The sequence below is a fragment of the Thermogemmatispora onikobensis genome (genome assembly GCF_001748285.1).
GTDB classification, from domain to species: Bacteria; Chloroflexota; Ktedonobacteria; order Ktedonobacterales; family Ktedonobacteraceae; genus Thermogemmatispora; species Thermogemmatispora onikobensis.
In genome coordinates, this window is the sequence record NZ_BDGT01000024.1 from 1 (window position 1) to 23,373 (window position 23,373).

Annotated in this window: 21 protein-coding genes; 13 read left to right on the forward strand and 8 right to left on the reverse strand. The window is 63.1% G+C overall.

The genetic code is table 11. The features are described from left to right. The 4 genes from BGC09_RS11735 to BGC09_RS11750 form a co-directional block, all read right to left on the reverse strand. Nucleotides 1-582 (reverse strand): adenylyltransferase/cytidyltransferase family protein (locus tag BGC09_RS11735; RefSeq protein ID WP_218104031.1); only part of this gene is annotated, 582 nt, incomplete at its 3' end. Next, nucleotides 575-1,603 carry a bifunctional heptose 7-phosphate kinase/heptose 1-phosphate adenyltransferase gene (locus tag BGC09_RS11740; RefSeq protein WP_084658504.1) on the reverse strand — a complete coding sequence of 343 codons (1,029 nt, stop codon included), beginning with the start codon at nucleotides 1,601-1,603 and terminating at the stop codon, nucleotides 575-577. The genes BGC09_RS11740 and BGC09_RS11735, both read right to left, overlap by 8 nt. Then, on the reverse strand, nucleotides 1,600-2,409 hold the full coding sequence (locus BGC09_RS11745) for a WecB/TagA/CpsF family glycosyltransferase (protein WP_069804185.1): 810 nt from the start codon (nucleotides 2,407-2,409) through the stop codon (nucleotides 1,600-1,602). Before BGC09_RS11745 ends, BGC09_RS11740 begins: the two co-directional genes overlap by 4 nt. 59 nt (nucleotides 2,410-2,468) lie before the next feature. Further along, the gene (locus BGC09_RS11750; RefSeq protein WP_069804186.1) at nucleotides 2,469-2,759 is read right to left on the reverse strand and encodes a DUF503 domain-containing protein; all 291 of its coding nucleotides are present in this window, start codon (nucleotides 2,757-2,759) and stop codon (nucleotides 2,469-2,471) included. Between the two features lie 519 nt (nucleotides 2,760-3,278). Between BGC09_RS11750 and upp the strand changes: the two genes are divergently transcribed. From upp to BGC09_RS11765, 3 genes are all read left to right on the forward strand, one after another. Next, entirely contained in the window at nucleotides 3,279-3,947 is a 669-nt protein-coding gene (gene upp, locus BGC09_RS11755) for a uracil phosphoribosyltransferase (RefSeq protein ID WP_069804247.1), read from the forward strand. A 20-nt stretch (nucleotides 3,948-3,967) separates the two neighbouring features. Continuing rightward, a complete protein-coding gene (locus BGC09_RS11760; RefSeq protein WP_069804187.1) occupies nucleotides 3,968-4,438 on the forward strand; it encodes a hypothetical protein in 471 nt (156 codons plus the stop codon). A 221-nt stretch (nucleotides 4,439-4,659) separates the two neighbouring features. Further along, a complete protein-coding gene (locus tag BGC09_RS11765; RefSeq protein WP_069804188.1) occupies nucleotides 4,660-5,481 on the forward strand; it encodes a M55 family metallopeptidase in 822 nt (273 codons plus the stop codon). Between the two features lie 231 nt (nucleotides 5,482-5,712). Here the strand turns inward: BGC09_RS11765 and BGC09_RS11770 are convergent, their stop codons facing one another. From BGC09_RS11770 to clpB, 3 genes are all read right to left on the reverse strand, one after another. Continuing rightward, nucleotides 5,713-7,551, reverse strand: coding sequence for a methyl-accepting chemotaxis protein (locus tag BGC09_RS11770; RefSeq protein WP_069804189.1), 1,839 nt, complete (start codon nucleotides 7,549-7,551; stop codon nucleotides 5,713-5,715). Between the two features lie 282 nt (nucleotides 7,552-7,833). Then, complete coding sequence (locus BGC09_RS22205) at nucleotides 7,834-9,228, reverse strand: helix-turn-helix transcriptional regulator (RefSeq protein WP_084658510.1); 1,395 nt, start codon at nucleotides 9,226-9,228, stop codon at nucleotides 7,834-7,836. 121 nt (nucleotides 9,229-9,349) lie between these two features. Next, nucleotides 9,350-11,950, reverse strand: coding sequence for an ATP-dependent chaperone ClpB (gene clpB, locus BGC09_RS11780; RefSeq protein WP_069804190.1), 2,601 nt, complete (start codon nucleotides 11,948-11,950; stop codon nucleotides 9,350-9,352). 298 nt (nucleotides 11,951-12,248) lie between these two features. Between clpB and scpB the strand changes: the two genes are divergently transcribed. Further along, nucleotides 12,249-12,935, forward strand: a complete 687-nt coding sequence (gene scpB / locus BGC09_RS11785; RefSeq protein WP_069804191.1) for an SMC-Scp complex subunit ScpB — start codon at nucleotides 12,249-12,251, stop codon at nucleotides 12,933-12,935. Between the two features lie 90 nt (nucleotides 12,936-13,025). Further along, a complete protein-coding gene (locus tag BGC09_RS11790) occupies nucleotides 13,026-14,057 on the forward strand; it encodes a deoxyribonuclease IV (protein WP_084658513.1) in 1,032 nt (343 codons plus the stop codon). Nucleotides 14,058-14,105: 48 nt separating this feature from the next. On the opposite strand, the gene BGC09_RS11795 is transcribed toward BGC09_RS11790, so the two are convergent. Then, complete coding sequence (locus tag BGC09_RS11795; RefSeq protein ID WP_069804193.1) at nucleotides 14,106-14,861, reverse strand: hypothetical protein; 756 nt, start codon at nucleotides 14,859-14,861, stop codon at nucleotides 14,106-14,108. A gap of 1,174 nt (nucleotides 14,862-16,035) precedes the next feature. Between BGC09_RS11795 and BGC09_RS11805 the strand changes: the two genes are divergently transcribed. The 8 genes from BGC09_RS11805 (at nucleotide 16,036) to BGC09_RS11835 (ending at nucleotide 23,335) form a co-directional block, all read left to right on the forward strand. Next, nucleotides 16,036-17,064 (forward strand): NADH-quinone oxidoreductase subunit B family protein, encoded by a 1,029-nt coding sequence (locus BGC09_RS11805; RefSeq protein ID WP_069804195.1) that lies wholly within the window; start codon nucleotides 16,036-16,038, stop codon nucleotides 17,062-17,064. A 204-nt stretch (nucleotides 17,065-17,268) separates the two neighbouring features. Continuing rightward, nucleotides 17,269-19,065 (forward strand): nickel-dependent hydrogenase large subunit, encoded by a 1,797-nt coding sequence (locus BGC09_RS11810; protein ID WP_069804196.1) that lies wholly within the window; start codon nucleotides 17,269-17,271, stop codon nucleotides 19,063-19,065. 95 nt (nucleotides 19,066-19,160) lie between these two features. Beyond that, nucleotides 19,161-19,841: a NifU family protein gene (locus BGC09_RS11815; RefSeq protein ID WP_069804197.1), complete on the forward strand. Its 681-nt coding sequence runs from the start codon at nucleotides 19,161-19,163 to the stop codon at nucleotides 19,839-19,841. A 10-nt stretch (nucleotides 19,842-19,851) separates the two neighbouring features. Next, a complete protein-coding gene (locus BGC09_RS11820) occupies nucleotides 19,852-20,634 on the forward strand; it encodes a DUF5947 family protein (protein WP_218104033.1) in 783 nt (260 codons plus the stop codon). Then, on the forward strand, nucleotides 20,618-21,277 hold the full coding sequence (locus BGC09_RS11825) for a DUF6084 family protein (RefSeq protein WP_218104034.1): 660 nt from the start codon (nucleotides 20,618-20,620) through the stop codon (nucleotides 21,275-21,277). Before BGC09_RS11820 ends, BGC09_RS11825 begins: the two co-directional genes overlap by 17 nt. Next, nucleotides 21,274-22,347 (forward strand): hypothetical protein, encoded by a 1,074-nt coding sequence (locus BGC09_RS11830; RefSeq protein ID WP_084658516.1) that lies wholly within the window; start codon nucleotides 21,274-21,276, stop codon nucleotides 22,345-22,347. Before BGC09_RS11825 ends, BGC09_RS11830 begins: the two co-directional genes overlap by 4 nt. After that, nucleotides 22,344-22,718, forward strand: coding sequence for a hypothetical protein (locus tag BGC09_RS22210; RefSeq protein ID WP_084658519.1), 375 nt, complete (start codon nucleotides 22,344-22,346; stop codon nucleotides 22,716-22,718). Before BGC09_RS11830 ends, BGC09_RS22210 begins: the two co-directional genes overlap by 4 nt. Then, entirely contained in the window at nucleotides 22,706-23,335 is a 630-nt protein-coding gene (locus tag BGC09_RS11835; RefSeq protein ID WP_084658521.1) for a hydrogenase maturation protease, read from the forward strand. The genes BGC09_RS22210 and BGC09_RS11835 overlap by 13 nt, the downstream gene beginning before the upstream one ends. The last annotated feature ends 38 nt before the right edge of the window (nucleotides 23,336-23,373 follow it).

Here is a 23,373-nt window from a genome sequence, read left to right on the forward strand (position 1 = left end):
CGTCGAATGGTGTGCCAGATATGGGATCAGGTGGACGCTGCCGCCGTAATTCTGGACTACCCGGGCCTCCGGCAGGCGGGCGAGATCGGGCGTGCTGTCGCTGGCCGAGGGCGAGACCGGAGAAGCGGCATAGTCACCCCCTTTGACATAGATGGCCGGGCGAAGCAGGGCCACCAGATCGCAGGCCGTTGGCTCGCCGAAGATAGTCACATAGTCGACGCAGGCCAGAGCCGCCAGAATCTCGGCCCGCTCCTCCTGGGGTACGAGAGGCCGCCCTGGACCTTTGAGGGTCCGCACACTCTCATCGCTATTGAGACCAACGATCAGAAAATCGCCCAGGGCACGGGCCTCCTGAAGATAGCGCACATGGCCCAGGTGGAGCAGGTCGAAACAGCCATTGGTGAAGACCGCCCGTTCACCGCTTTCTTGACGTTGACGCACCAGGGCAGCCAGTTGCGCGCGCTCCACCATCTTGGCGCGCGTCGCCAGAGGCGAGCCGGGGTAGCCCGCTGACGGGGCCGGTTCGGCAGGGCGAGCGCTGCCGCCCTGCGTTGTCAGCTTAGGTTCTCCTCCATTACTCATGCAGAGCATCCATCAGTTCTTCTGGCGTATTGCTGGCGCAGCCGAGGCGACGCACGACCAGAGCGGCGGCCACGTTCGAGAGAAAAGCCGCCTCAGCCATCGTAGCGCCGGCGGTCAGGGCCAGCGCGAAGGTCGCGGCCACTGTGTCGCCGGCACCGTTGGTATCGACCACCTCGCTGCTATGGCGGTTCAGGCGATAGACCGGCAGGTGCAGTGGTTCCCTGCCGACCTCGAACAGACTCATCCCCTCGCTTCCGCGAGTGATCAGCACGCCGCGGGCCTGACTGCCCTCTAGCAGGCGCCGCCCGGCCTCGTTTAGCTCCTCCTCGTCGTGGATCGTCATCCCCAGCGTCGCCTCGGCTTCCGGCTGATTGGGGGTCAAAGCGGTGACGCCCTGGAAGCGGAAGAGCGAGCCATGTGAGTCCACCACGATGATCTTGCCCAGCTCACGTGCCAGGGGCAGGCAGGCGGCAATGATATCGGGACTGATCACGCCGTTCTCGTAATCGGCGACCATGACCGCGTCCATCGAGGGGAGCATGTGCTGAATATAGGCGATGATCTGGCTCTTGCAGGGTTCAGTGACCTCCGATGTATCGACGCGATCCAGGCGCACGATGTGCTGACGCACTACCTGCGGGCTACCGGCCAAAATGCGTGTCTTCGTAGAAGTTGGGCGGCGCTGGTCGGTCAGGAGGCCCTCCTGGTGGATGCCCCAATCGCGAATGGCCTGGCGCAGGCGGGCACCGGGGGCGTCATCGCCGACCACACCGGCCAGGAAGACCTCCGCGCCCAGGGCACGTGCGTTTACAGCCACATTGGTAGCGCCGCCTGGGATAGTGCGCTCTTCGCTCAATTCAAGGATCAGGACGGGAGCCTCGCGAGCGATGCGCGTTGGGCGCCCGATCAAATACTCATCGGCGACCATATCGCCGATGACCAGCACGCGCTTGCCGGCGAAGGCTGAAATAAGAGCGCGCAGGCGTGCAAGCCTGCTGGTGCCAAGCTCTTCCTGCATCATGCCTCTGAATGCCTTCCTCGTCCCTTGAAGATTACCACCAGTGCAAAGCGGGGCAGTGCCAGCATCCGGCGCCAGCGCCACGGCTCGTGATAGAGGCGGTAGAGCCATTCCAGGCCCAGACGCTGCCAGGCACGAGGCGCCCGCTTCTTGCGGCCCGAAAGGAAGTCGAAGGCGCCGCCAACGCCTATGGCCACGGCTACCGGCAGGCGTGACAGGTTGCGCCAGATCCACAGCTCCTGAGCTGGCGCACCGTAGGCCACGCAGAGCAGGTCGGCCTGAGCGGCGGCCAGACGCTGCAGGATCGCCTCCTCCTCGGAAGGTGCGGGCGAACCTGCATAGGTACCGGCGATCTGCAGGCCGGGGAAGCGCGCACAGAGGCGAGCGGCGGCGGCCTCGGCCACACCGGGAGCGGCACCCAGTAAATAGAGACGATAGCCGTGGGCGGCGCAGCGCTCCGCCAGGGCTGGAATCAGGTCGGTACCTGTGATGCGCTCGGGCGCGGGCTGGCCCAAATAGCGTGTTGCCCAGACCACGCCGATGCCGTCGGGCACGTTCAAAGCCGCCTCGTTGATGGCCTGGCGAAAGGCCGGGTTGCGGCGGGCCTCCATCACGAACTCAGGATTGACCGTCACGACCTGACGACAGGGCAGGCGGTTGCCACTGGCGCGCCGGCGGCGCATCTGCTCCTCAATAAAGGTGAGGGCTTCCTCCTGCGTAACGCAATCGATACGCACGCCGAGCACAGAGACAAAACGAGGGCTTCCCCGGCTCTGGCTGGGCGTGCTTTCCACTTGCTCTACTGACATAGTGCCTGTTGTAAGTACTCAGCCTGGTCAGGCGAGCCTGGCAGGGGTGGGCATCACCATCACCAGCTCATAATCTCGGTCCTGGCGTCGGTCACGATCACATCGGGGCGTGTCTCTTCGATGAAGCGCCAGACATGATCAAGGACCTCTTCGGCATGCTGGCTGCTGGTGCTCACGTAAGATAGCCCCAGGTAGGCGATCTGCCAGCGGTCATGCCCATCCACCTCGGCAATCGCTACCTCGAACTGGTTGCGCACGCGCGCCATAATCGATTTCAGAACCTGCCGTTTGGCTTTCAACGAGTGGCACGACGGCAGATGCAATGTGATTTGACAGACTCCCACGACCATGAGGCTAGTATAGCACAGTTGGTTAGCTCTCGTGACCTGCTTGCCTTCACTGCACGTACTTCCAGGTCCCAGGCCAGCCCTGCCCGCTGCCTGACGAGCTTCCTGTCGTTGGCCGATCTGCTCACTGACGGCCTGCCTGAGTTGCTCACCGCCACGGCTTGCGCGTTCGCCTATTTGCTTGCTTGCTTGCTTGCTCGCTCGCTCGCGTGCGGCACAGATGTGCGATGCAGGCCATCCCTGGGGTTATCCTATCCATTCCTGTGGCAGGCCCACGAACCGCTAAAGCGGTGCTGCAGGCAGGGCACAAGTGCTGGCTCCGCTCTGCCAGTCGCCAGCCCCTCATTGAGCGACTGGCTGGCACTTGGTAGGCGGGATGGGACACTCTCGACGCCCTCAATTATCTCTGATAGAATGGCATGAAGGCAACCATACAGGCCACTTTTCTTCCGCCACGAGCATGAAGGAGAAGGCAAGATGACAGAAGTTGGTACGCGGAGCGAAGAACAGCCCGTGCTCCCAATGCAGGGAGTGCCGCAGCCTCGTCGGGAAGAGGTCCTCAATCTACCGCGTGTCCATATATCTCACCACCCGGTGGTGGCGCATAAGATGACCGCCCTGCGCGACAAACGCACGCCGCCCACCGAATTCTATCGCCTGGTGAAGGAAATCGGGGCCTTGCTGGCATACGAGGCCACGGCCAATCTCTCGCTGGAGCCGGTCGAAGTTGAGACGCCACTCCAGAAAACCATCGGTCAACGTTTGGCCGGCGGCATTGGCATTACACCGATTCTCCGCGCTGGTCTGGGACTGGCGGAGGGCTTCCGCGAGGTCATCCCCGATGCCCAGGTCTGGCATCTGGGTCTGCGGCGCGATGAGCGGACACTCCAGGCCCAGGAGTACTATAATCGGCTGCCAAGTACGGTCAATCTGCAGGTCTGCTACGCCGTCGATCCTATGCTGGCCACTGGAGGCTCGGCGATCGATGCCATTTCGATCCTCAAGCAGCGGCATATTCCACGCATCTGCTATGTGGGCATTATCGCCGCCCCCTATGGATTGCTGCGGCTCTCGCAGGCTCATCCAGATATCGACATCTATATTGCCGCTCTTGATGAGAGCCTGAACGATTACGGCTTTATCCTGCCGGGCCTGGGCGATGCCGGCGACCGGCAGTTTGGAACCTTCTGAGGAGGACGGCGAGGGGCGCGATGTCGGATGTGAACCATGACCCGGAACAGCTCCGCGCAGAATCCGCTCGGGTGCCGGACAGGCAGAACCAGACAGCCGGGGAGGCCGCTGTCTCCGAAGCGGCTCCCCAGGCCGGTGTCAATGAGACTGAGGCTGGACAGTCCGCGCCAGGAAGTGCGGCCACAGAAGAGTGGGAAACAAATGGTGGTCCGCTGGGCTGCTGTCTGGGCGTGACTGTCGGCCTCCTGCTGAGCCTCTCTCTGCCTGTGGCTGCGCGCCTCATCGGCTCACCGCTCACCGATCTCTTCAACGGCGCGCTCCTGCGAGTGACGATGGCTCTGGTCGCTCTGGTGGCCGCCATCATCTGCGGCTACTTCGGCTGGAAGATCGGGCGCCGCCTCTATCGTGAGTATGAGCTGAGCCCCCGCCAGCGTCGCCGCCTGGAGGAACTGGAGCGCAAATATGCCCAGCGCCAGCGGGGACAGCGCTGAGCGGTAGACCAGGGAGGGAAGGCCCGCGCGGGCCCGACCCATTCATCGCTTTCCACAGAAGAGAGGGCGGAGGTCGTCGTAGGAAGATAGGAGTGAGCGTTACTTTTTTGGCTTTTTAGTATCTTGCTACGTCATATATAGAGAGGATCAATGTGAGACAGACAGGCATATGTAGTAAGTATGTGTAAGCGATTCTACATCGCTTGAGGGAGAGCTTCCCTATGCGGATCGTTATCTTTTGTGATATGGAAGGGGTGGCCTGCATTGAGCACTGGGAGCAGGTCACAGCGGGTCATTCGCTGTATGAGGAGGCGCGCAGACTCTACACTGACGAGATGAACGCAGCGGTGCGCGGGGCGCGTGCTGCCGGCGCCACCGAAATCACGGTTGTGGATTGCCACGGGGCTGGAGGCGCGCATAACTTCAAAAGCTTTCTCCCGGAGCGTCTGGAGTCTGGCGCGCAATATGTGCTGGGTCATCCCTGGGCGCGCTACATCGAAGCCTTCGAGCGCGGCTGTGACGCCATTCTCTTTGTCGGGGCCCATGCAATGGCTGGCACACCTGACGGAGTGCTCTGCCACACCGTTTCTTCCGAGGCCTGGTACAATGCCTGGATCAACGAGACGCGCGTTGGAGAGAGTGGCATTCTCTCTGCCATCGCTGGCTGCTGGGATGTGCCCGCCGTCTTTGTCTCCGGTGACGCAGCCACCTGCCGCGAGGTGACAGCCCTGCTCGGCCCCCAGGTAGTTACTGCCGAGGTTAAGCGTGGACTGAGCTGCTTCTCAGCTGTCCATATGGCGCCGCGCGATGCCTGCTCGCTGATCGAAATGGGGGTAGCGCGAGCGCTGAGCACACGCAACTGGCCCAAGCCCTACAAACCGACCACCAGTCCGGTCACCTTCAAGGTCGAGCTGGCCGGACCTGAACGGGTGAGTGACTTCAAGGGCCGTCAAGGCGTGGAGATTGTTGGACCGCGGACGGTGAGCTCGACAGCCGCAACCTTCTGGCAAGCCTGGGACCAGTTGTGGTATCGTCATGCTTAACTGCGCTGAGGCGAAGAGCGCTTCAATGCTGCTTGAAACGGCCCCTGGGACCCTGCATCAACCCGGATGACGCAGGCCAGGCCCAGCCGCGCCTAGCTTCAGCCTGTCCTCTGGCCACGCTGCTCTCTCTGACTTCTGAGCTGGCAAGAGAAACAGATTTGCGGAGCGCGTGGCCTCTGCTCCGTCGGGGGCTGAGGCAACCGCCGAAGCGCCCGGCTCACCCCACCTGCTTCACAGCTCTTCTTGTACCTTGAACGGTGCCAGGCGCCGACGCAGGCCCTCGGTTAAGCCAACCATCGCATCAACTGCCTGCTTGCTGTGCTGCAAGTGCTCGTTGAGTTCTGTACTCATACGAGACATCTCCCCTACCGAAGCGACAGCCAGCTGCGAGCTTTTGCTCTGGCGTTCCGTATCGACGTGGATCACGTCGGCCAGATCGGCGATCTGCTCAGCCACCGTCAGAATGGCATCCAGCTCGATGCCGGTCTGCGTGACCAGGTCGGTCTGAGTGATCACCTGCTGGGTATTGCGCTCCACGCTCTGGGAAATGGCTGTTGTCTCGTGCTGCACTGTGCGGATATGGGTAGCGACCTTGCGCGCCGCTTCGGCGCTGCGCACTGCCAGCGTGCGAATCTCCTGAGCGATCACCGCGAAGCCCTGGCCATACTCACTGGCGCGCACAGCTTCAATGGCCGCGTTGAGGGCCAGCAGATTCATACTAGCTGTCAGGTCAGTGATGGCCGTTACTGTCTCATTAATCTCCTGACCACTCTCGCTCAGGCGCTTCATGAGGCGTGCCGACTGCATGGTTGCCTCGCGTACCTGACGGATGCCCTCCACGGCGCGATCCACCGTTTCCTGTCCCTTAGCCGTCACATCCAGGGCCTCCGAGGTCATCTGTGTCAGCCTGGCGGCGTGTTCGCCCAGTTGGCGGATCAGGGTCATCAGTTGATCGACCTCGTGGGAGAGGTGGTAGACCTGACGCTCCTGTTGATCGGCGTCACGCACCAGCAGCTCGGCGCTTCGCTGCAGTCCGTGAGCGTAGTCATCGAGCGTGCGTGTGCTTTTCTGGAGATCGGAGACTGTGGCGTGAAGGTGCTCAATCAAGGTATTGAGCACCTCCGTCACTGGCTCCAGGGAGACATGGCGGGCTTGCAGTCGGACCCGCAGATCGCCGCGGCTCAGCGGCTCCAGCTCTGCCCGCAAGGCGGCAATAGCCTCTTGTAAGGCCCGATGCTCGGCCTCTTGCTGAGCAAAAACCTGGGCATTATCGATGGCGATCGCTGCCTGATTGGCGAAGAGTTCCAGGATCTCAATGCGCTCTAAGGTGGGGATCTGCCCATCCTCCGGCTCATCAAGTGAGATAAAGCCGACGAGCTGTTTCTTGCGTGGACTGTAGAGCGGCACGATCAGCATGTCGAGCGGATGCCAGCCACCGGGCTGATAATCGCTGAGGGGCATATTGCCGACCAGGGTGACATCAGCAAACTCATGGATATGCTCATGTGAAATAAAGTAGCTCTGGCTGATGCGGAACTCTGGTCGCATCTGGCGCAGCATTTGCTCCACTCGCATAGGATGCTCGATGAGGCGGCGCTGGTCCTCGGAGGAGATGCCGGCGAAGGCCACTGCTTTCAAGTACTCGCTATTCTCTTGCAGCAACTTAATTACCGCGCTGCGGAAGCCGGTGCAGGCAGTAATCGAAGCAGCAATCTGCTGAAGCACCTCCTCCAGGCCCAGCTCTGCGCGCAGCATATTGCCCAGGCGGATCAGCTCCTTGACCTGGCGTGTGTAAAGCGCCTGTTCCTGGGTGGTAGGATTGGCCGTACCGGTCGCGCTGGCGGAGCCAGTGGCGGGCACTGCAGGTCCGGGTCCGGCGGACTGAGGCCGTGAGGCGAAGCGCTCGCGCTCCGCCGAGGTATTGAGCGGGGGGAAGGTAGTCATAGCAGCCCTACTCCGTGCAAGGTTAGTCTCGTGATGGACGCTCCGTTCCTGGCGTGTCGGCTCATTGCCGCTGCGCAGGCGTACACGCAGGGGAATAAACCAGTTCTGCTGTTTTCTCTCTGCCATGCCAGCATCGTATTCCTTTCCAGTGTGGCCCGCGCGGTCTGGCCTGGCGGCAAAAAGCGGGGCAGCCGGTCTTGCCTCCTGTGCTTCCGGTGGGCGAAAAGGACTCCCATGCCGCGCTAAAAAGTCGCCTCCAGTCTTAGGGTGAGGATAGCATATTCTCATGCAAGAGTACAAGGTGGGTGGGAAGATGGTTTGAAGAAGATCTCGTTTTGAGGAATCCGGGCCTGCTGGCGGCCAACCGGGCCACCTCAGAGCGGCGCTTGCTCAGCCCTTCTCTTGCTCTCAAGATTCGGCTGATGCCAGGGCATCGAGTGGGAGCAGGCCCTCCTCTATGGCTCGACTGAGGGCCTCGGTGCGTCCCGAGACTTGCAGCTTCTGGTAGATGTTGGCCAGGTGGAAGTTCACGGTGCGCTCGCTGACCTGCAGGCGACGTGCGATCTCCTTATTGCGCAGGCCGCGCGCCAGCAAGAGCAAAACCTGGCGCTCGCGTGCCGTCAGCGAGGTAGCGCCGCTGCCGCTGCTGCCTTCCTCTCCCTGGCTCAGGCGCGTCAGCAGGCGGGCTGCCAGCTGGGGCTGCACCACCGTCTCGCCTCGGGCCAGCGCGCGGATGGCCTGGACCAGCTCTTCGGGGGCCACTTCTCTGAGCAGATAGCCATCGGCCCCAGCTCGCAGCGCCGCTGCAAGGTGCTCGGGACGACTGGAGGCCGAAAGGACCAGGATACGGGTATCGGGGCTGAGCTGCTTCATCTGACGCAGGGTCTCTACTCCCTGCTCTTCGGGCAGAGGAAGGTCGAGCAGCACCACTTGTGGCCCCAATTCGAGCGCCTCACCGCTGGCCTGGATGCCACTGGCGGCCTCGCCGATGACCTGCAGATCGGGATAGCTCTCTAGCAGGCGGCGCAAGCCGGCGCGCATCACGGGCTGACCAGCGACCACCAGCAGGCGCAGGCCCTGAGAAGGTGTCTCCGTCTCCGCAGCGCCGGCTGGCAAGAGTGCGGGAAGGCTAGAGTCGGGCGGGCGCTCGTACGGCAGACTGGCGCTGATCTGGTGACCCTGACCAGGCGTGGCACTGATCGTCAGGGTGCCTCCCTGAGCACGTAGCTGCTGACCTAAGCCCTCCAGTGCCTCCTGGCTGCTACCACCTGGAGCGAAGGGGGGTGCTGCCACGACTGTGCTCCCCTCAGCGACCGTGCCATCGCCGCTGAGGGTCAACTGCAGCCGCTCGCGGCCATAGTGCAGAGTCAGCCGCAGGTGGTGGACATCGCGGTAATGACCTATTGTAGCCAGGGCGGCGCGTGTCAGGCGATAAAGCAGAACTGCAGCTGAGGGGGACAGCCGCCGCGCCTCGCCCGTCACCTGGACCCGGCTGGCCGATCCCAGGGCCTCGGCGCGCTCCTCCACCAATCGCCCCAGCGCCTCCGCCAACTGCTCCGTCTGTTGCTCCGGCTCCTCCCCGGCGGAAGGTGTGCTGGCGAGGCGCAGCTCGGTCAGCAGCGTTGTCACCTCCTCCTCCACCAATGCCAGGCCCTGGGTCACAGTAGCAAGCTGCTCAGGGGCGAGCGGTCCGGTCCCGGTCAGCAGCGTGTGCAAGGCCCGCAGCTGCAAAGCGATCGTACTTAAAGCCTCAAGCAAACCTTCGCTGTGCCCGACACTGCGGGCGCTATCCACTGGTAGCATCAGTCAGCACTCCCCTGCAAATAAGGGAAGCCAGCCGGCCTCTCCCGCTCGTGCTGGCGGTCCGATCCGGCTGGCCTCAGACAGCACGGGCCCAGCCAGCCCATCAGCCGGCCAGGCGGTCTCAGACCTGGGCCGCCGCCCGCAGCGGCTCGATCACAATCTGGCCATCGCGGACGTCGATCTGCAGCGTATCGCCCTCGCGGATCGTCCCGTCCAGCAGCGCGCGCGCCAGGCGGTTCTCGACCTCGCGCTGGATCACCCGCTTGAGCGGGCGGGCACCGAAGTGAGGATCGTAGCCCTCGCTCGCCAACAGCTCACGGGCTGCCTCGCTCACCTGCAAGCTGATATGGCGCTCGGCCAGGCGCGGACGCAGGCGGTTGATCTGAATATCCACGATCTCCTTGATCCGCTCGGGTGTCAGCGGATGGAAGATTACAATCTCGTCGATCCGGTTGATGAACTCTGGACGGAAGCCCTCCTCGCGCAGGCGCTGACGGACCTGCCGCTGGGCCTCCTCCTCATCGAGGCCCTCCAGCTCGGGCAGCCAGGTGGTGCCCACGTTGCTCGTCATAATAATGACCGTGTTCTTGAAGTCCACGGTGCGGCCCTGGCCATCGGTCAGACGACCATCGTCGAGCAGCTGTAGCAAGACATTGAAAACATCGGGCGCTGCCTTCTCGATCTCATCGAAGAGCACCACACTGTAAGGATGGCGGCGCACGGCCTCCGTCAACTGGCCGCCCTCCTCATAGCCGACATAGCCCGGCGGAGCACCGATCAGACGCGAGACACTATGCTTCTCCATGTACTCCGACATGTCGATGCGCACCAGCGCCTGCTCATCATCGAAGAGGAACTCCGCCAGAGCACGGGCCAGCTCTGTTTTGCCGACGCCAGTTGGACCCAGGAACAAGAAGCTGGCCAGCGGACGGTTGGGGTCCTGCAGGCCGGCACGCGCCCGGCGAATGGCGTCCGAGACTGCGCGCAGCGCATGGTCCTGACCGACCACCCGCTCACGCAGACGCTCCTCCATCTTCAGCAGCTTCTGGACCTCGCCCTCCATCAGTCTGGCGACCGGGATATGCGTCCACTTCGAGACGATCTCAGCGATATCTTCGGCGTCGACCTCCTCCTTTAGCATGCGCGCGCCCTGAATCTCGCTGAGCTTCCCCTCCATCTCGCGGATGCGGCGCTCCAGCTCTGGGATGACGCCGTAGCGCAGGCGGGCCTGCTCCTCCAGGTTATACTCACGCTCGGCTCGCTCCAGAGCCACCTGAGCCTCTTCTAGCTCCGTCTTCAGGCGGCGCAGGGTCTCCACCGGCTCCCGCTCGCGCTCCAGCGAGAGGCGCAGGCTATGCAACTGCTCATTCAGATTAGCGATCTCCTGCTCCACCCGCTCGCGCCGCTCACGGCTGGCCGGGTCGGTCTCCTTCTTCAGGGCCTCATGCTCCACCTGGAGCTGACGGATGCGGCGCTCCAGAGTATCGATCTCGCTCGGCGTGCTATCCAGCTCCACGCGGCGCCGGCTGGCCGCCTCATCGATCAGATCGATAGCCTTATCCGGCAGGAAGCGGTCGCTGATATAGCGTTTCGAGAGCACCGCCGCCGCCACCAGGGCGCTATCCTGGATACGGACGCCGTGATGGACCTCATAGCGCTGCTTCAGGCCGCGCAGGATACTGATCGTATCCTCGACCGACGGCTCCTCAACCATAATTGGCTGAAAGCGGCGCTCCAGGGCGGCATCCTTCTCAATATATTTACGGTACTCATCGAGCGTCGTTGCACCAATGCAGTGGAGCTCGCCGCGGGCCAGCATAGGCTTGAGCATATTCGAGGCATCCATCGCCCCTTCAGCGGCGCCGGCCCCAACCAGCGTATGCAGCTCATCGATGAAGAGGATGATCCGTCCCTCGGAATTCTGGATCTCGCGCAGGACCGCCTTCAGGCGCTCCTCGAACTCGCCGCGGTACTTGGCACCTGCAATCAGCGCGCCCAGATCGAGAGCGATGATCTGCTTATCCTTCAGTGTCTTCGGCACATCACCGCGTACAATGCGCTGAGCCAGGCCCTCGACAATGGCCGTCTTCCCCACGCCGGGATCGCCGATCAACACCGGGTTATTCTTCGTGCGCCGGCTCAGCACCTGAATAACGCGCCGAATCTCCTCATCGCGCCCAATCACCGGATCAAGCTTACCCTGAGCCGCCAGGGCCGTCAGATTGCGCCCGTACTTCTCCAGGGCCTGATACTTGCCCTCGGGATTCTCATCCGTCACGCGCTGCGCACCGCGGATCGCACTCAGTGCCCGCAGCGTGGTATCGCGCGTCACCCCGGCAGCGCGGAAGGCGCGCTGAATGGCCTCACCACCAACCTCAAAAAGCGCCAGCAGCAAATGCTCGACACTCAGATACTCATCCTTGAAGCTACCCATCTGGCGCCAGGCCTCTTCCAGGACCCGCCGCAGCTGTGGCGAAAGACCCGGCTCGCTCCCACCATAGACGCGCGGCATGCGCTCCAGCTCATTACGCACCACGCGCTGCGCTGCCGCCAGGTCCCCCCCAGCCTTCTGGATAACCTCTCTCGTAATGCCACCCTGCTGCTCCAGCAGGGCATAAAGCAGATGCTCTGGCTCAATCTGGCTATGGTTATAGCTCCGTGCTAACTCTGACGCATCCGTGATGGCCTCGCGGGCCTTCTCGGTTAAGCGCTCTAACTTCATGGCTCTTCTGGTCTCCCTCTGTTTGCCAACGTCTTACCTTGTCTGTTACTATACCATATTGAGTGGCTCATTGCAAGAAGATTTGAGTGACTTCTTATCAAAGTTTGGCCAGGAGGACCAAAATTGCCGGCTATGCTGGGAGGAGGGGCTATGATATAATGGCCGCGCCGTCCCGCTCCTCTCCCGGGAGGGGGAAGGCGGGCGCGGCGCTCAAGTTGGTCACTCAGGCAGTGAGTCAAGTCAATCAGTCATCAGCCAGTCAGCGATTCACTCACCCACTAGGCGGAGGCAGGACGAGGTGAGCGCGGAGACGCCGAACGGCACGACAGAGGTAGCGGCCCTGCCACAGGCGTTGCAGGGAGATGAGGCGCGTGTAGCGGCAGCGATCGAAAGCCTCCTCTTTGTCGCGGGGCGGCCGCTGGAGCAGCACGAGCTGCGCAAGGTCTTGGGCGTCAACGAGGAGGAGCTGCAGGCGGGCCTGCGCGCGCTGGCGCATAGTTTAGAAGAGCAGCGGCGTGGGCTGCGCTTGCAGCGTCTAGGCACTCAGGTGCAGCTGGTGACAGCGCCTGAGAATGCGCGCTACGTGGCGGCGCTGCTGGGTCTGCCATTGACTGCCAGGCTGACGCCGGCGGCTCTGGAGACACTGGCGGTGATCTGCTATCGCCAGCCGATTACGCGCGCGCAGATCGAGGCCATTCGCGGAGTGAATAGCGATCGGGCCCTGGCGAGCCTGATTCAACACGGACTGGTCGCCGAGGTGGGCCGGGCCCCGACAGTGGGCCATCCGGCTCTCTTTGCCACGACGCCGGAGTTTTTGCAGCAGTTTGGGCTGACGAGCCTGGAGGAGTTGCCTCATATCGATGGACTGCCCGATGTTCAACGCGCCGTTCAGGCCCTGCAAGAACGGCTGCCCTTGAACGACGGCCCGGCCACCTCGGCTGGCCAGGGAGGACAGGCGTCCAGGACGGAGGCCTCATCTTCATAGAAAGCGGCCCCTGAGTTCTGACGAGATGTGGAGCAGCAGAGCAGATCAGAGCAGGGCGCAAGATCAAGCCTAGGCGGAGAAAAGAGCGAGATGAGAATAGGAAGGCATATGCCACTCAACGGCAAGCCCCTGCGGGCGCTGGAGATTGCCTCTTTCCTGGGCTGTGAGACGATCCAGCTGTTTGCCAGCAATCCCACAGGGTGGAAACCGCCGGCTGGGGGAGAGGAGGCGGCGCAGGAGTTTGCGCAGGCCGCGCGGGCGCGAGGTCTGGCGCCGCTGGTGGTCCATGCGCCCTATCTGATCAATCTTGCTTCACCGCGTGAGGAGATCTGGCAGTCCTCGGTCAGGCTCCTCTCCTGGACGCTGAGGCGGGCGGCCCTGCTAGGGGCTTCTGATGTAGTAGTGCATATTGGCAGTCACCGTGGAGCTGGCCTTGAGCTGGGCATCGCGCGCCTGCAGGAAGCCGTGCGCCTGGTCCTGGCCGAGGCTCCGGAGGACGTGCGCCTCTTGCTCGAAAACGACGTCGGGGCTGGCCATACCCTGGGGCAGCGCTTCGAGGAGCTGGCCACTGCGCTGGCCTTCCTCCCAGAGGAGCAGGAGCGGCTGGGAATCTGCCTGGATACGGCTCATCTGTGGGGGGCTGGCTACGATATCGGCTCGCCCGCCGGAGTGGAGGCGGTCCTCCAGCGCTTCAGCGAGCTGGTTGGTCTCGCGCGACTCAAGGTGCTGCATCTCAACGATAGTCGGCAGCCGCTGGGCAGTCATCGCGATGTTCATGCCCGCATAGGCGAAGGGCAGATTCCTGTGGCGGGACTGCAGGCTCTGCTCAATGATGCCCGTCTGGCCGGGCTGACGGTAGTGCTGGAAACGCCCATCAAGCGTGACGAGCAGGACCGCGAGGACTGGGAGCACGATCGAGCCCATCTACAGTATGTCAGGAGCCTGCGGGTGGATGAAGGCGGCCTGGCCTCTCCACACCTACGCCCGCAGCAGGAGCAGACTGGCGAGAGGAGAGCGGCGTCTCAGTCGACGGAGGAGGGAGGAGAGGGCAGGAGCGAGACCCGTGCCGGCGGCTCCCTGCGGAGCGAGCGCGGGCGGCACTCCGCTTCTGCCCTCCAGTGAAGGCCCCGGCAAGCCACAGGCGTCGCAAGCTTGTGGCTGAGGCCCGGCTCAGTAGGAGATGTGATCGGCAGCGGTAGCTGGGCGGAAGGTACTGCCGTCGTTGAGCAATACGAGGCGCTGCTCACCGATATGGACGAGCAGATCAGGCCGACCGTCTCCGTTCACATCGCGAACCTCGGCGGTAATCGGCACCAGGTCCTGATTGGGGCCGAAGAGCACCGGGCCATTGTAGACGCGCGCGTTGTTGCCATCCCCGCCAGGAAATTCAATGATCTCAACATGTCGATTGAGATTGATAAAGACAAAGTGGGTGGGATGGCTTGGGCTGTCGTTGTGCCCAACCACAGCGTCCATCTGCCAGGTACGTGGGCGCCCAAACTGGACATCTTCCTGGTGGAGCTGCCACCAGGAGCCGAGGTAAGCCAGGCCCAGGCCGAGCAGGGCGGTCAGCAAGAGGCCCAGAAAGAAGGCGCGCAGAACCCAAGAGCGACCCATGCGCCGGGCCTTGATGCGCGTTGGGGCCACGGTGCGCAGCCCCTCGGGCACCACCGCCTTGGAGGTCGTGCCATATTCCGGCCTCATCTGGTTACTGGCACGCCGCCGTTGGATGAAAACCGCTGGCTGCGGGCCAGTAATGCCGCTCAGCGGGCCAACCACGTCCGCGTTGGCGGGTGGCAGGGGCTGATAACGGCGTGTGCTGCTCGGCAGCCGCGGCGTAAGGTAGATGGCATCATCCTCCTCCTCCCCGGTGATGGCCTGCCTCTTCCTGGTCACCCCGGGCGGCTGACGAAGCTGTATCGTCATGGAGTATTTTCCCCTTTTTCGCCGGCCCATATGGGCCTAGAATGCATGTTCTATATACTAAGGCGATCACAGTTCGTTTGTCAAGTCCCCCGGTAGGAAAATCTTAGATGTAACCTGGCATGAAACAGTGTATAACAATGTGAGACAGCTGCAGTTGCGTTGCAACGCCAATGTCTGCTTTGCAGGGATTCAGGCTTGACTCTCGTGATTTGTCTATGCTATAGTTGTTTGTGTCTCGGGTTGCTTGCCGGACGTGAACCTCAACAATTCTTCTGAAGAAGCGAAAGTCCATCCCTGAGCGGAAGTTTCTGTCACGAGTCTCTTCAGACCAAGGAAGCATTCAGTGCTCTCAGGGAAGAGCTGGTCCCTGGACGTTGTATCGTTAGCGCGCCTTGTGCTCACGAGGTGGGACGACGGACCGGCTGAGGGCTTTCCGGCTGTGCTGCTTGCATCGGAACCCCTTATCCGCTTCCTGGCTTGTACTTTCATGACTGTGTCGCTGTAGTGCGCGCCCTTCATGCTATCTCTAAGCTGGCGGCCCAACTGAATCCCGACTGAGTTTTCTCCTACTATGCCTTATTGCTTCTTGCCCTGGTGGCCAGGACTGCGTTCGGCTCTGCTTGTCTGACTGTCTGCTCAGAAGGTGAAGGGAAAGAGGGGCATCTAGCATGTGGCCCTGGCCTGGCTGGGGGAGGGTTGCTTACTCTGTTCGGCTGATGGCCTTGCGGAGGAGGGGAGCGGCGCGGAGCGGAGCAAGAAGGAGGATCTGTGCGGGCCTCTGTCTTGCTGTGCTTTCCGGGAAGGATTTTCTCGCTTTCTGTTTTCTCCCTCTCTCCTGGCGGTTGCCGTGCGCTGGTTCTGGTGCAGAGGCGAGGAAGCTCGCGATTTGGGGCGGCTCGCTATCCTCAATATAGGGATGGGAGTGAGAGGAAGAGCTACCAGGCGGCGGTTGGCTGGGCTGGGCTAGGTTGAGCTGAGCTGAGCTGAGCGGTGCAAGGAAGCCCGGAATGTGTGCTGTATCCAGCGGCAGCGAAGGCTGCGATGGCTGTATCGTGTGCGTGTGTCTATGGTATTCGTCTGCGTGCCAGGCAGGCAGTGAGTCAGGCTGTGCGCGTGGTGAGTTGGTCTGGCTGCGAGCGAGCACTGGCGCGCTCTTGTTGAAGGAGGCACCGCTATGACCAGGACGCGCGTGGAGGCGGTCCACATCGTCTGGATCACCGCGGGCCTGGGCTGTGATGGCGACTCGGTCTCGATTACGGCGGCCAGTCAGCCAAGCCTGGAGGATGTGATCCTGGGGGCGATTCCGGGACTTCCCCGCGTTTATTTGCACAATCCTGTTCTCGCCTACGAGCTGGGCGGAGACAGCTTTATGACCTGGTGGTACCAGGCCGAACGCGGCGAGCTTGATCCTTTTGTGCTGGTGGTCGAAGGCTCGATCCCCAATGAGCGCATTAAGCGAGAGGGCTACTGGGCCGCCCTCGGCACCGATCCGGCGACCGGACAGCCGATCACGACCTGTGAGTGGATCGATCGCCTGGCGCCGAAGGCCTGGGCGGTGGTGGCCATCGGGACCTGCGCGACCTACGGCGGTATCCACGCGATGCAGGGAAACCCCACCGGAGCGATGGGCCTCGCCGACTATCTGGGCCACGGCTGGAAGTCGTGGGCCGGAATCCCCATTGTCAACGTCCCCGGCTGCCCTGTGCAACCGGACAACTTCATGGAGACGCTCCTCTACCTGCTCTACCAGGCGGCGGGTCTGGCGCCGATGATCTCCCTCGATGACCTCGGGCGCCCTACCTGGCTCTTCGGCAGAACCGTACATGAGGGCTGTGACCGCGGCAGCTACTACGAGCAGGGCGACTTTGCTACCGAATATGGCACTCCCCAATGTCTGGTGAAACTCGGCTGTTGGGGCCCGGTGGTGCAGTGCAACGTGCCGAAGCGGGGATGGATGGCCGGCCTTGGTGGCTGCCCCAATGTGGGCGGCATCTGCATCGGCTGCACGATGCCCGGCTTCCCCGATAAGTTTATGCCTTTCATGGATGAGCCGCCTGGCGCCAAGCTGTCTACTGGCATCGCTGGCGCCTATGGGGGCGCGATTCGGGCGCTGCGCAATATTACAAAGTCGACGCTCAATAAAGAGCCTTCGTGGCGCCGTAAGGGCCGCGAGCTGGCGACCGGCTATCAGCCACGCTGGTAGAGAGGGAACGGCTGACGTCTCTGACGAGCGGCGGCGCCCGAGCCTTCTTTTGCTCAGGTTGCTGTGCTGCTGTGCGCAGGTCTCCCTGTCTTGTTTGCTCGTCTAGATGCTTGCTTATGGCGGCAGGAGCGGCAGTGGTGGAAGTGTCGCTCGCCATTTCCGCTCTCTGGCTGGCTGGTGCCTGTTCGGCAAAGGAGAGAGCAGATGACCACTGAGGTGCGACGTCAGGCAGCCCCGGCTGAGCCTGGCCAGATCATTGAAATGGCCTGGGACCCGATTACGCGCATTGTGGGCAGCCTGGGGATCTATACCAAGATCGATTTCAAGAAGCGGCAGGTGGTGGAGTGCTACAGCACGTCGTCGATCTTCCGCGGCTATAGCATTTTCCTGAAGGGCAAGGACCCGCGCGATGCCCATTTTATCACCAGCCGCATTTGCGGAATCTGCGGAGATAACCATGCCACCTGCTCGGTCTATGCCCAGAATATGGCCTATGGGGTGAAGCCGCCGGCCCTCGGCGAGTGGATTCTGAACCTGGGCGAGGCCGCGGAGTATATGTTTGACCACAACATCTTTCAGGAGAACCTGGTCGGGGTCGATTTCTGTGAGCAGATGGTGCGGGAGACCAATCCTGGGGTCTGGGAGCTGGCTCAGAAGACTGAGGCTCCGCATGCCAAAGACCACGGTTATCGCACGATTGCCGATATTATGCGGGCGCTTAATCCCTTCACGGGCGAGTTCTATCGCGAGGCGCTGCAGATGAGCCGCCTGACGCGCGAGAAGTTTTGCTTGATGGAGGGGCGCCACGTGCATCCGTCGACGCTCTATCCCGGCGGCGTAGGGACGGTGGCGACAGTCCAGCTCTTCACCGACTATCTGGTGCGCCTGATGAAGTATGTGGAGTTTATGAAGAAGGTTGTGCCGCTGCATGACGACCTCTTCGATTTCTTCTATCAGGCGCTGCCGGGCTACGAAAAGGTAGGGCAGCGTCGCATTCTGCTCGGCTGCTGGGGCTCGTTCCAGGACCCCGAGGTCTGCGACTACGAGTATCGCACGATGGATAAGTGGGGACGGGCGATGTTCGTGACGCCGGGCGTGGTGGTCGATGGTGAGCTGGTGACGACCAGCCTGGTCGATATCAATCTGGGTATCCGCATTCTGCTGGGTAGCTCCTACTACGAGGATTGGGAGAACGAGCGGACCTTTGTGGATCGCGATCCGCTAGGTAATCCGGTTGATCAGCGTCATCCCTGGAACCAGACGACGATCCCGAAGCCGCAGAAGCGCGATTTCAAGGGGAAGTATAGCTGGGTAATGTCGCCGCGCTGGTACGATAAGCGTACGGGGCAGTATCTGGCGCTGGATACCGGCGGGGGGCCGCTGGCGCGCCTGTGGGTGACGGCGCTGGCGGGTTTGGTCGATCTGGGGGGCTACATTAAGGCGACCGGCCACAGTGTGAAGATCCGCTTGCCGAAGACGGCGCTCAAGCCCGAGGTCGAGTTTGAGTGGAAGATTCCGAAGTGGAGCAATGCCCTGGAGCGCGATCGGGCTCGTTCCTACTTCCAGGCCTATGCGGCGGCGGTGGCGCTCTATTGCGTGGAGAAGGCGCTCGCCGAGATCCGCGCGGGCCGCACGAAGACGTGGAGCGATTTTACGGTGCCCAAGGAGGCGATCGGCTGCGGCTTCCATGAGGCGGTGCGCGGGGTGCTCTCGCATCACCTGGTGATCGAGAACGGCAAGATTGCCAACTATCACCCCTATCCGCCGACGCCCTGGAATGCCAGTGTGCGCGATGTCTATGGGACGCCTGGCCCCTACGAGGATGCGGTGCAGAATACGCCGATCTTCGAGGAGAATGGTCCCGAGAAGTTTAAGGGCATCGATATCATGCGGGCGGTGCGCAGCTTCGACCCGTGTCTGCCTTGCGGGGTGCATATGTATCTCGGCGACGGCAAGGAGCTGGAGGTGGTGCATTCGCCGACCTTCGGGCGCGTGCCGTAGTATGGAGGCGCTGAGAGGTCCCGCTGGGCTGCCTGCGCCACCCGCGGCTGGGCTGTGTGCTGGGGCGGGCAGCGCTCATTGAGGAGGAGAAGGCTATGGGTAGCGATGTGCACAGCGATGTGCAGGGGCGCCAGGGAGGTCAGGAGCTTCATCCGGCTGCTGAGATTGAGCGCTTGCTGGCCGAGGTTGAGAGCCTGCCCGATCTTCAGGCGCGCGCCTTGGCGGAGGAGCTGGTCCGGGCTTTGCTGGCGCTCTATGGCGAGGGCCTGCGGCGGATCGTGGAGCTGCTGGCCGCTGTGGATGGCTCGCAGACGCCTGCGGCCTCCTCTGGGGGGCGCCTGCTCGATCTGCTGGCGCGCGATGAGTTGGTCGCCGCTCTGCTACTCTTGCATGATGTGCATCCCATCCCTCTCAGAGAGCGGCTGGAGCAGGCGCTTGCGGAGCTGCGGCCTGTGGTAAGGGGGCACGGCGGCGATCTGGTGCTCCTGGGTGTGGCCGATGGCGTGGCCTCGCTGCGCCTGAGCGGAAGCTGTCACGGTTGTGCCGCCTCGCTTCAGTACCTGCGGCAGAGGATCGAAGAGGCGGTGTATCGTGTGGCTCCCGATTTGAACGGGTTGGAGATCGAGGGGATCGCTGGGGCGGAGGGTGGGACGGTGGGGGCAACGCCGTCGCGGAGCAGGACGCCGGCCCCGGTGGTCTTTGTCCCGCGGCGGCGCGGCAGCTCTCCTGCGGCGATAGCGGCGCAGGAGAGCGGAACCAGGGTGAGAGAGGGGTGAGTGGGTAGTGATGAAGAAGGTTGGTAGTGTGTGGCCGGGGCCAGACCTGGCGCGGCTCTCCTGGCGTGAGGAGGCGGGTGCTACAAGCGGGCCGCGTGCCGGCCAGGCTCCGATGGCGCTCCCCTTGGGCGCGCTGCGGCGCTTCGTGTCGCGCGAAAGTCAGCCGCAGCGCCGCCCCCTGGAGCGCTGCGAGCTATGCCGGGCCGCGTTGCTGCCGACCCATCGCCATCTGTTGGCCATCGAGCGGCGTCAGGCGCTCTGTGTCTGCGAGCCGTGTGCGCTGCTTTTCCGGGCTGGGGCCCAGCCTGACCAGGGCCAGTATCGCTTGATCCCCGAGCGCTATCGCTGGCTCCGCGATCTGGCGCTGACTGATGCCGAATGGGAAGCGGTGGGCTTGCCAGTGAACCTGGTCTACCTCTTCTACAGCACGCCTGCGGGGCGGCTGCTGGCCTTCTATCCGGGGCCAGCGGGGGCGACGGAGTCCTTGCTGGATCTCGACGGCTGGCAGGGGCTGGTCGCCCGCTATCCGCTGCTGGGGGAGCTGCTGCCCGATGTGGAGGCCCTGTTGATCAATCGTGTCCGCGGGGCCCGCGAGACGTATCTGGTGCCGATCGATGCCTGCTATCGTCTGACGGGCCTGATGCGGGCCACCTGGCGCGGCCTGAGCGGCGGCGCCGAGCTAGAGCGCGTCCTGGCGAGCTTTTTCGCAGAGCTGCGAGAGCGGGCCGAGGTGATCACCGTTGGAGACACGGCGCCGGACCGTGGGGAAGGGGAAGATGATGCCGGATCTTGAGTTTGCCATCCTGGGCGCAGAGGTGCCAGCCTATGCCGCCGCTCCCATGCTGCTCTTCCGGCTGCAGGTCAGCAATGGGGTGCCCCGGGAGCCGGTGCAGAGTGTGGCCGTGCGGACCCAGATCCAGATCGAGGCCACGCGCCGCCGCTACAGTCCAGCAGCTCAGGCGCGCCTGCTGGAGGTCTTCGGGGAGCCACCGCGCTGGGGCGAAACCCTGCGCTCGCTGCTCTGGACCCATGCCGGGACGGTCGTGCCGGCCTTCAGCGAGTGCACCGAGGTTGAGCTGCCGGTGCCCTGCACCTACGATTTCGAGGTGGTCAGCGCCAAGTATTTCGCAGCCCTGGAAGGCGAGGAGGGGGCCATTCCGCTGCGCTTCCTCTTCAGCGGCACGATCTTCTACGAGAGCGAGGAGGGGCGCCTCCAGGTTGCTCCGATCCCCTGGTCGAAAGAGGCCGCCTTTGATCTGCCACTGGCTTGCTGGCGTGAGCTGATCGCCCGCTTCTATCCCGGGAGCGCCTGGCTTCGTCTGCAGCGCCAGGTCTTTGATCGTCTCTCTGCCTATAAACTGGCTCACGGACTCCCGACCTGGGATGAGACCGTACAGCGCCTGCTGGAGGCGGCAGAACAGGAGGGAAGGCAGTGAGGAAGTTGGAGGAGATCCAGGCCATTGCCGATGCGGTGCTCTATGAGGGCTATCTGCTCTATCCGTATCGTCACTCGGCTCTCAAGAACCGTCAACGCTGGACCTATGGTGTGGTCTATCCACGCGCTTACAGCGAAGCTGGCGGCGAGGTCGAACCCTGGCGCATGCAGACGGAGTGTCTGCTTGAGGCCGGGACGGGGCTGGGGATCGAGACGCAGCTCTCTGTTTCTGTGCGTTTCCTGCACCTGATGCGCTGCAGGCGCGAAGGTGAGCGCCACAGCCAGGGAGAGGTGCCGGAGCGGCTCCAGGAGGCGCCACTCTGGGAGGACGCCCCTTTTGACGGGGTCTGGGAGGAAGGAGTCGAGCGCACAGTCCGGGCGGCAGCGCTTTCGCTGCCTGGGCTGCTTCAATCTGAGCAGCGCCTGCCCTTCGCCTTTCCAGCGCGGTGCCTGGTTGAGGAGGAGCCGCTTGGGGAAAGAACGAGTGGATCAGGACGCATTGTGCGTGAGGGGCACGCTCTGAGCGGTGAGGTGTCGATCGCCGCTGAGCTGGTGCCCGAGCGAGCGCATCTCTACAAGCTGCGCGTCACCATTACGAATACGACCCCTGTAGAGCAGCCGGCAGAGCTACGGGCGCACGAAGCCCTGCTCGCGGCCTGCGTCTCGACGCATACCGTTCTCCAGGTGGAGGGAGGAGCCTTTGTCTCCCTGATGGAGCCGCCAGAGGAGCTGCGCCAGGTGGTAGCTTCCTGTTGCAACAGCGGCACCTGGCCGGTCCTGGTCGGCGAGCCGGGTGAGCGCGACAGCCTGCTCTCGGCGCCCATCATCCTCTACGACTATCCCCAGATTGCTCCTGAGAGTCCGGCGGCCCTCTTCGACGGGACCGAGATCGATGAGCTGTTGGCCTTGCGCATCATGACCCTGACCGATGAGGAGAAGGAGCAGATTCGCCGCGGCGATGCCCGTGGGCGGACCGTGCTGGAGCAGATCGAGCGTCTGACGCCAGAGCAGTGGCAGCAACTGCACGGCACCATTCGCGGCCTGCGTGCGCTGGGGGAGGGTGAACCATGAGCCTTGCGAACGGCAACGACTGGATCTTTCCCGGAGAGGACTACCCGCCGCCGGAGATGATTACTATCGCGGGGCGCCTGGTGAGGGCGGGCACGCGCGTGCGCCTCTGCCCGACACGCTCGCGTCAGGGGCGCCTGGCCGATGCCTTTGATCTGCTGCTGGAAGGGCGCACCGGGCGCGTTGAGGTCATCCAACAAGACTTCGAGAACCGCCTCTATCTGGTCGTCACCCTCGATGATGATCCCGGCAGAGAGCAAGGGGACGAGCGTGTCCTGCCTGGCCATCGCTTCTTCTTTTTCCCGGAAGAGGTGGAGCCGCTCGACGCGGACGAAGATAACGAGCGGGACGGAGGGCTGCCATGCAGAGCCTGAGCTGCGATGAGCGGTCCGCCCGGCCTGAGCAGGAGAAGGCAGGGCTGCAGGCTGTGGAAGAAGCCTTTGCCCTCTCGACCAGAGGGGGGCTGCGTCGCCTGTTGGTGGCTGGCATTGGCAATATCTTTCTGGGCGACGACGGTTTCGGCTGCGCGGTGGCCCAGCGCGCGCGCGGACGCTATCCGCCGGGGGTGGAAGTGGTCGATTTTGGCATTCGGGGTCTGGAGCTGGCCTATGCGCTTCTTGACGGCTACGAGGCGCTGATCCTCATCGATGCCGTGCCGCGCGGTGGCAGTCCGGGCACGCTCTATTTGCTCAAGCCGCTGCTTCCCCCGGCAGATCAGGCAGCCGATCTGGCGTCTGGCAAGCTCGGTCTAGAGGCCCATAGCCTTGATCCCGTGCGCGTCCTGACCTATGCCCGGGCCCTAGGGGCGCCACCCATTCCGACCTTGCTGATTGGTTGCGAGCCGGCTCCTCTGGCAGACGATGCCGGAGAGGAAGGGCTGCGGATGGGACTCAGTCCCCCCGTCCAGGCGGCGGTGGAGCGTGCGCTGCCCATCCTTGACATGGTGGTCATGCAGCTCTCCCAGGGCTCGGATTCGGCTGAGACCGTATAGTACTGGCGTGAGAACGAGCCTCGCTCTCACTGACTGAA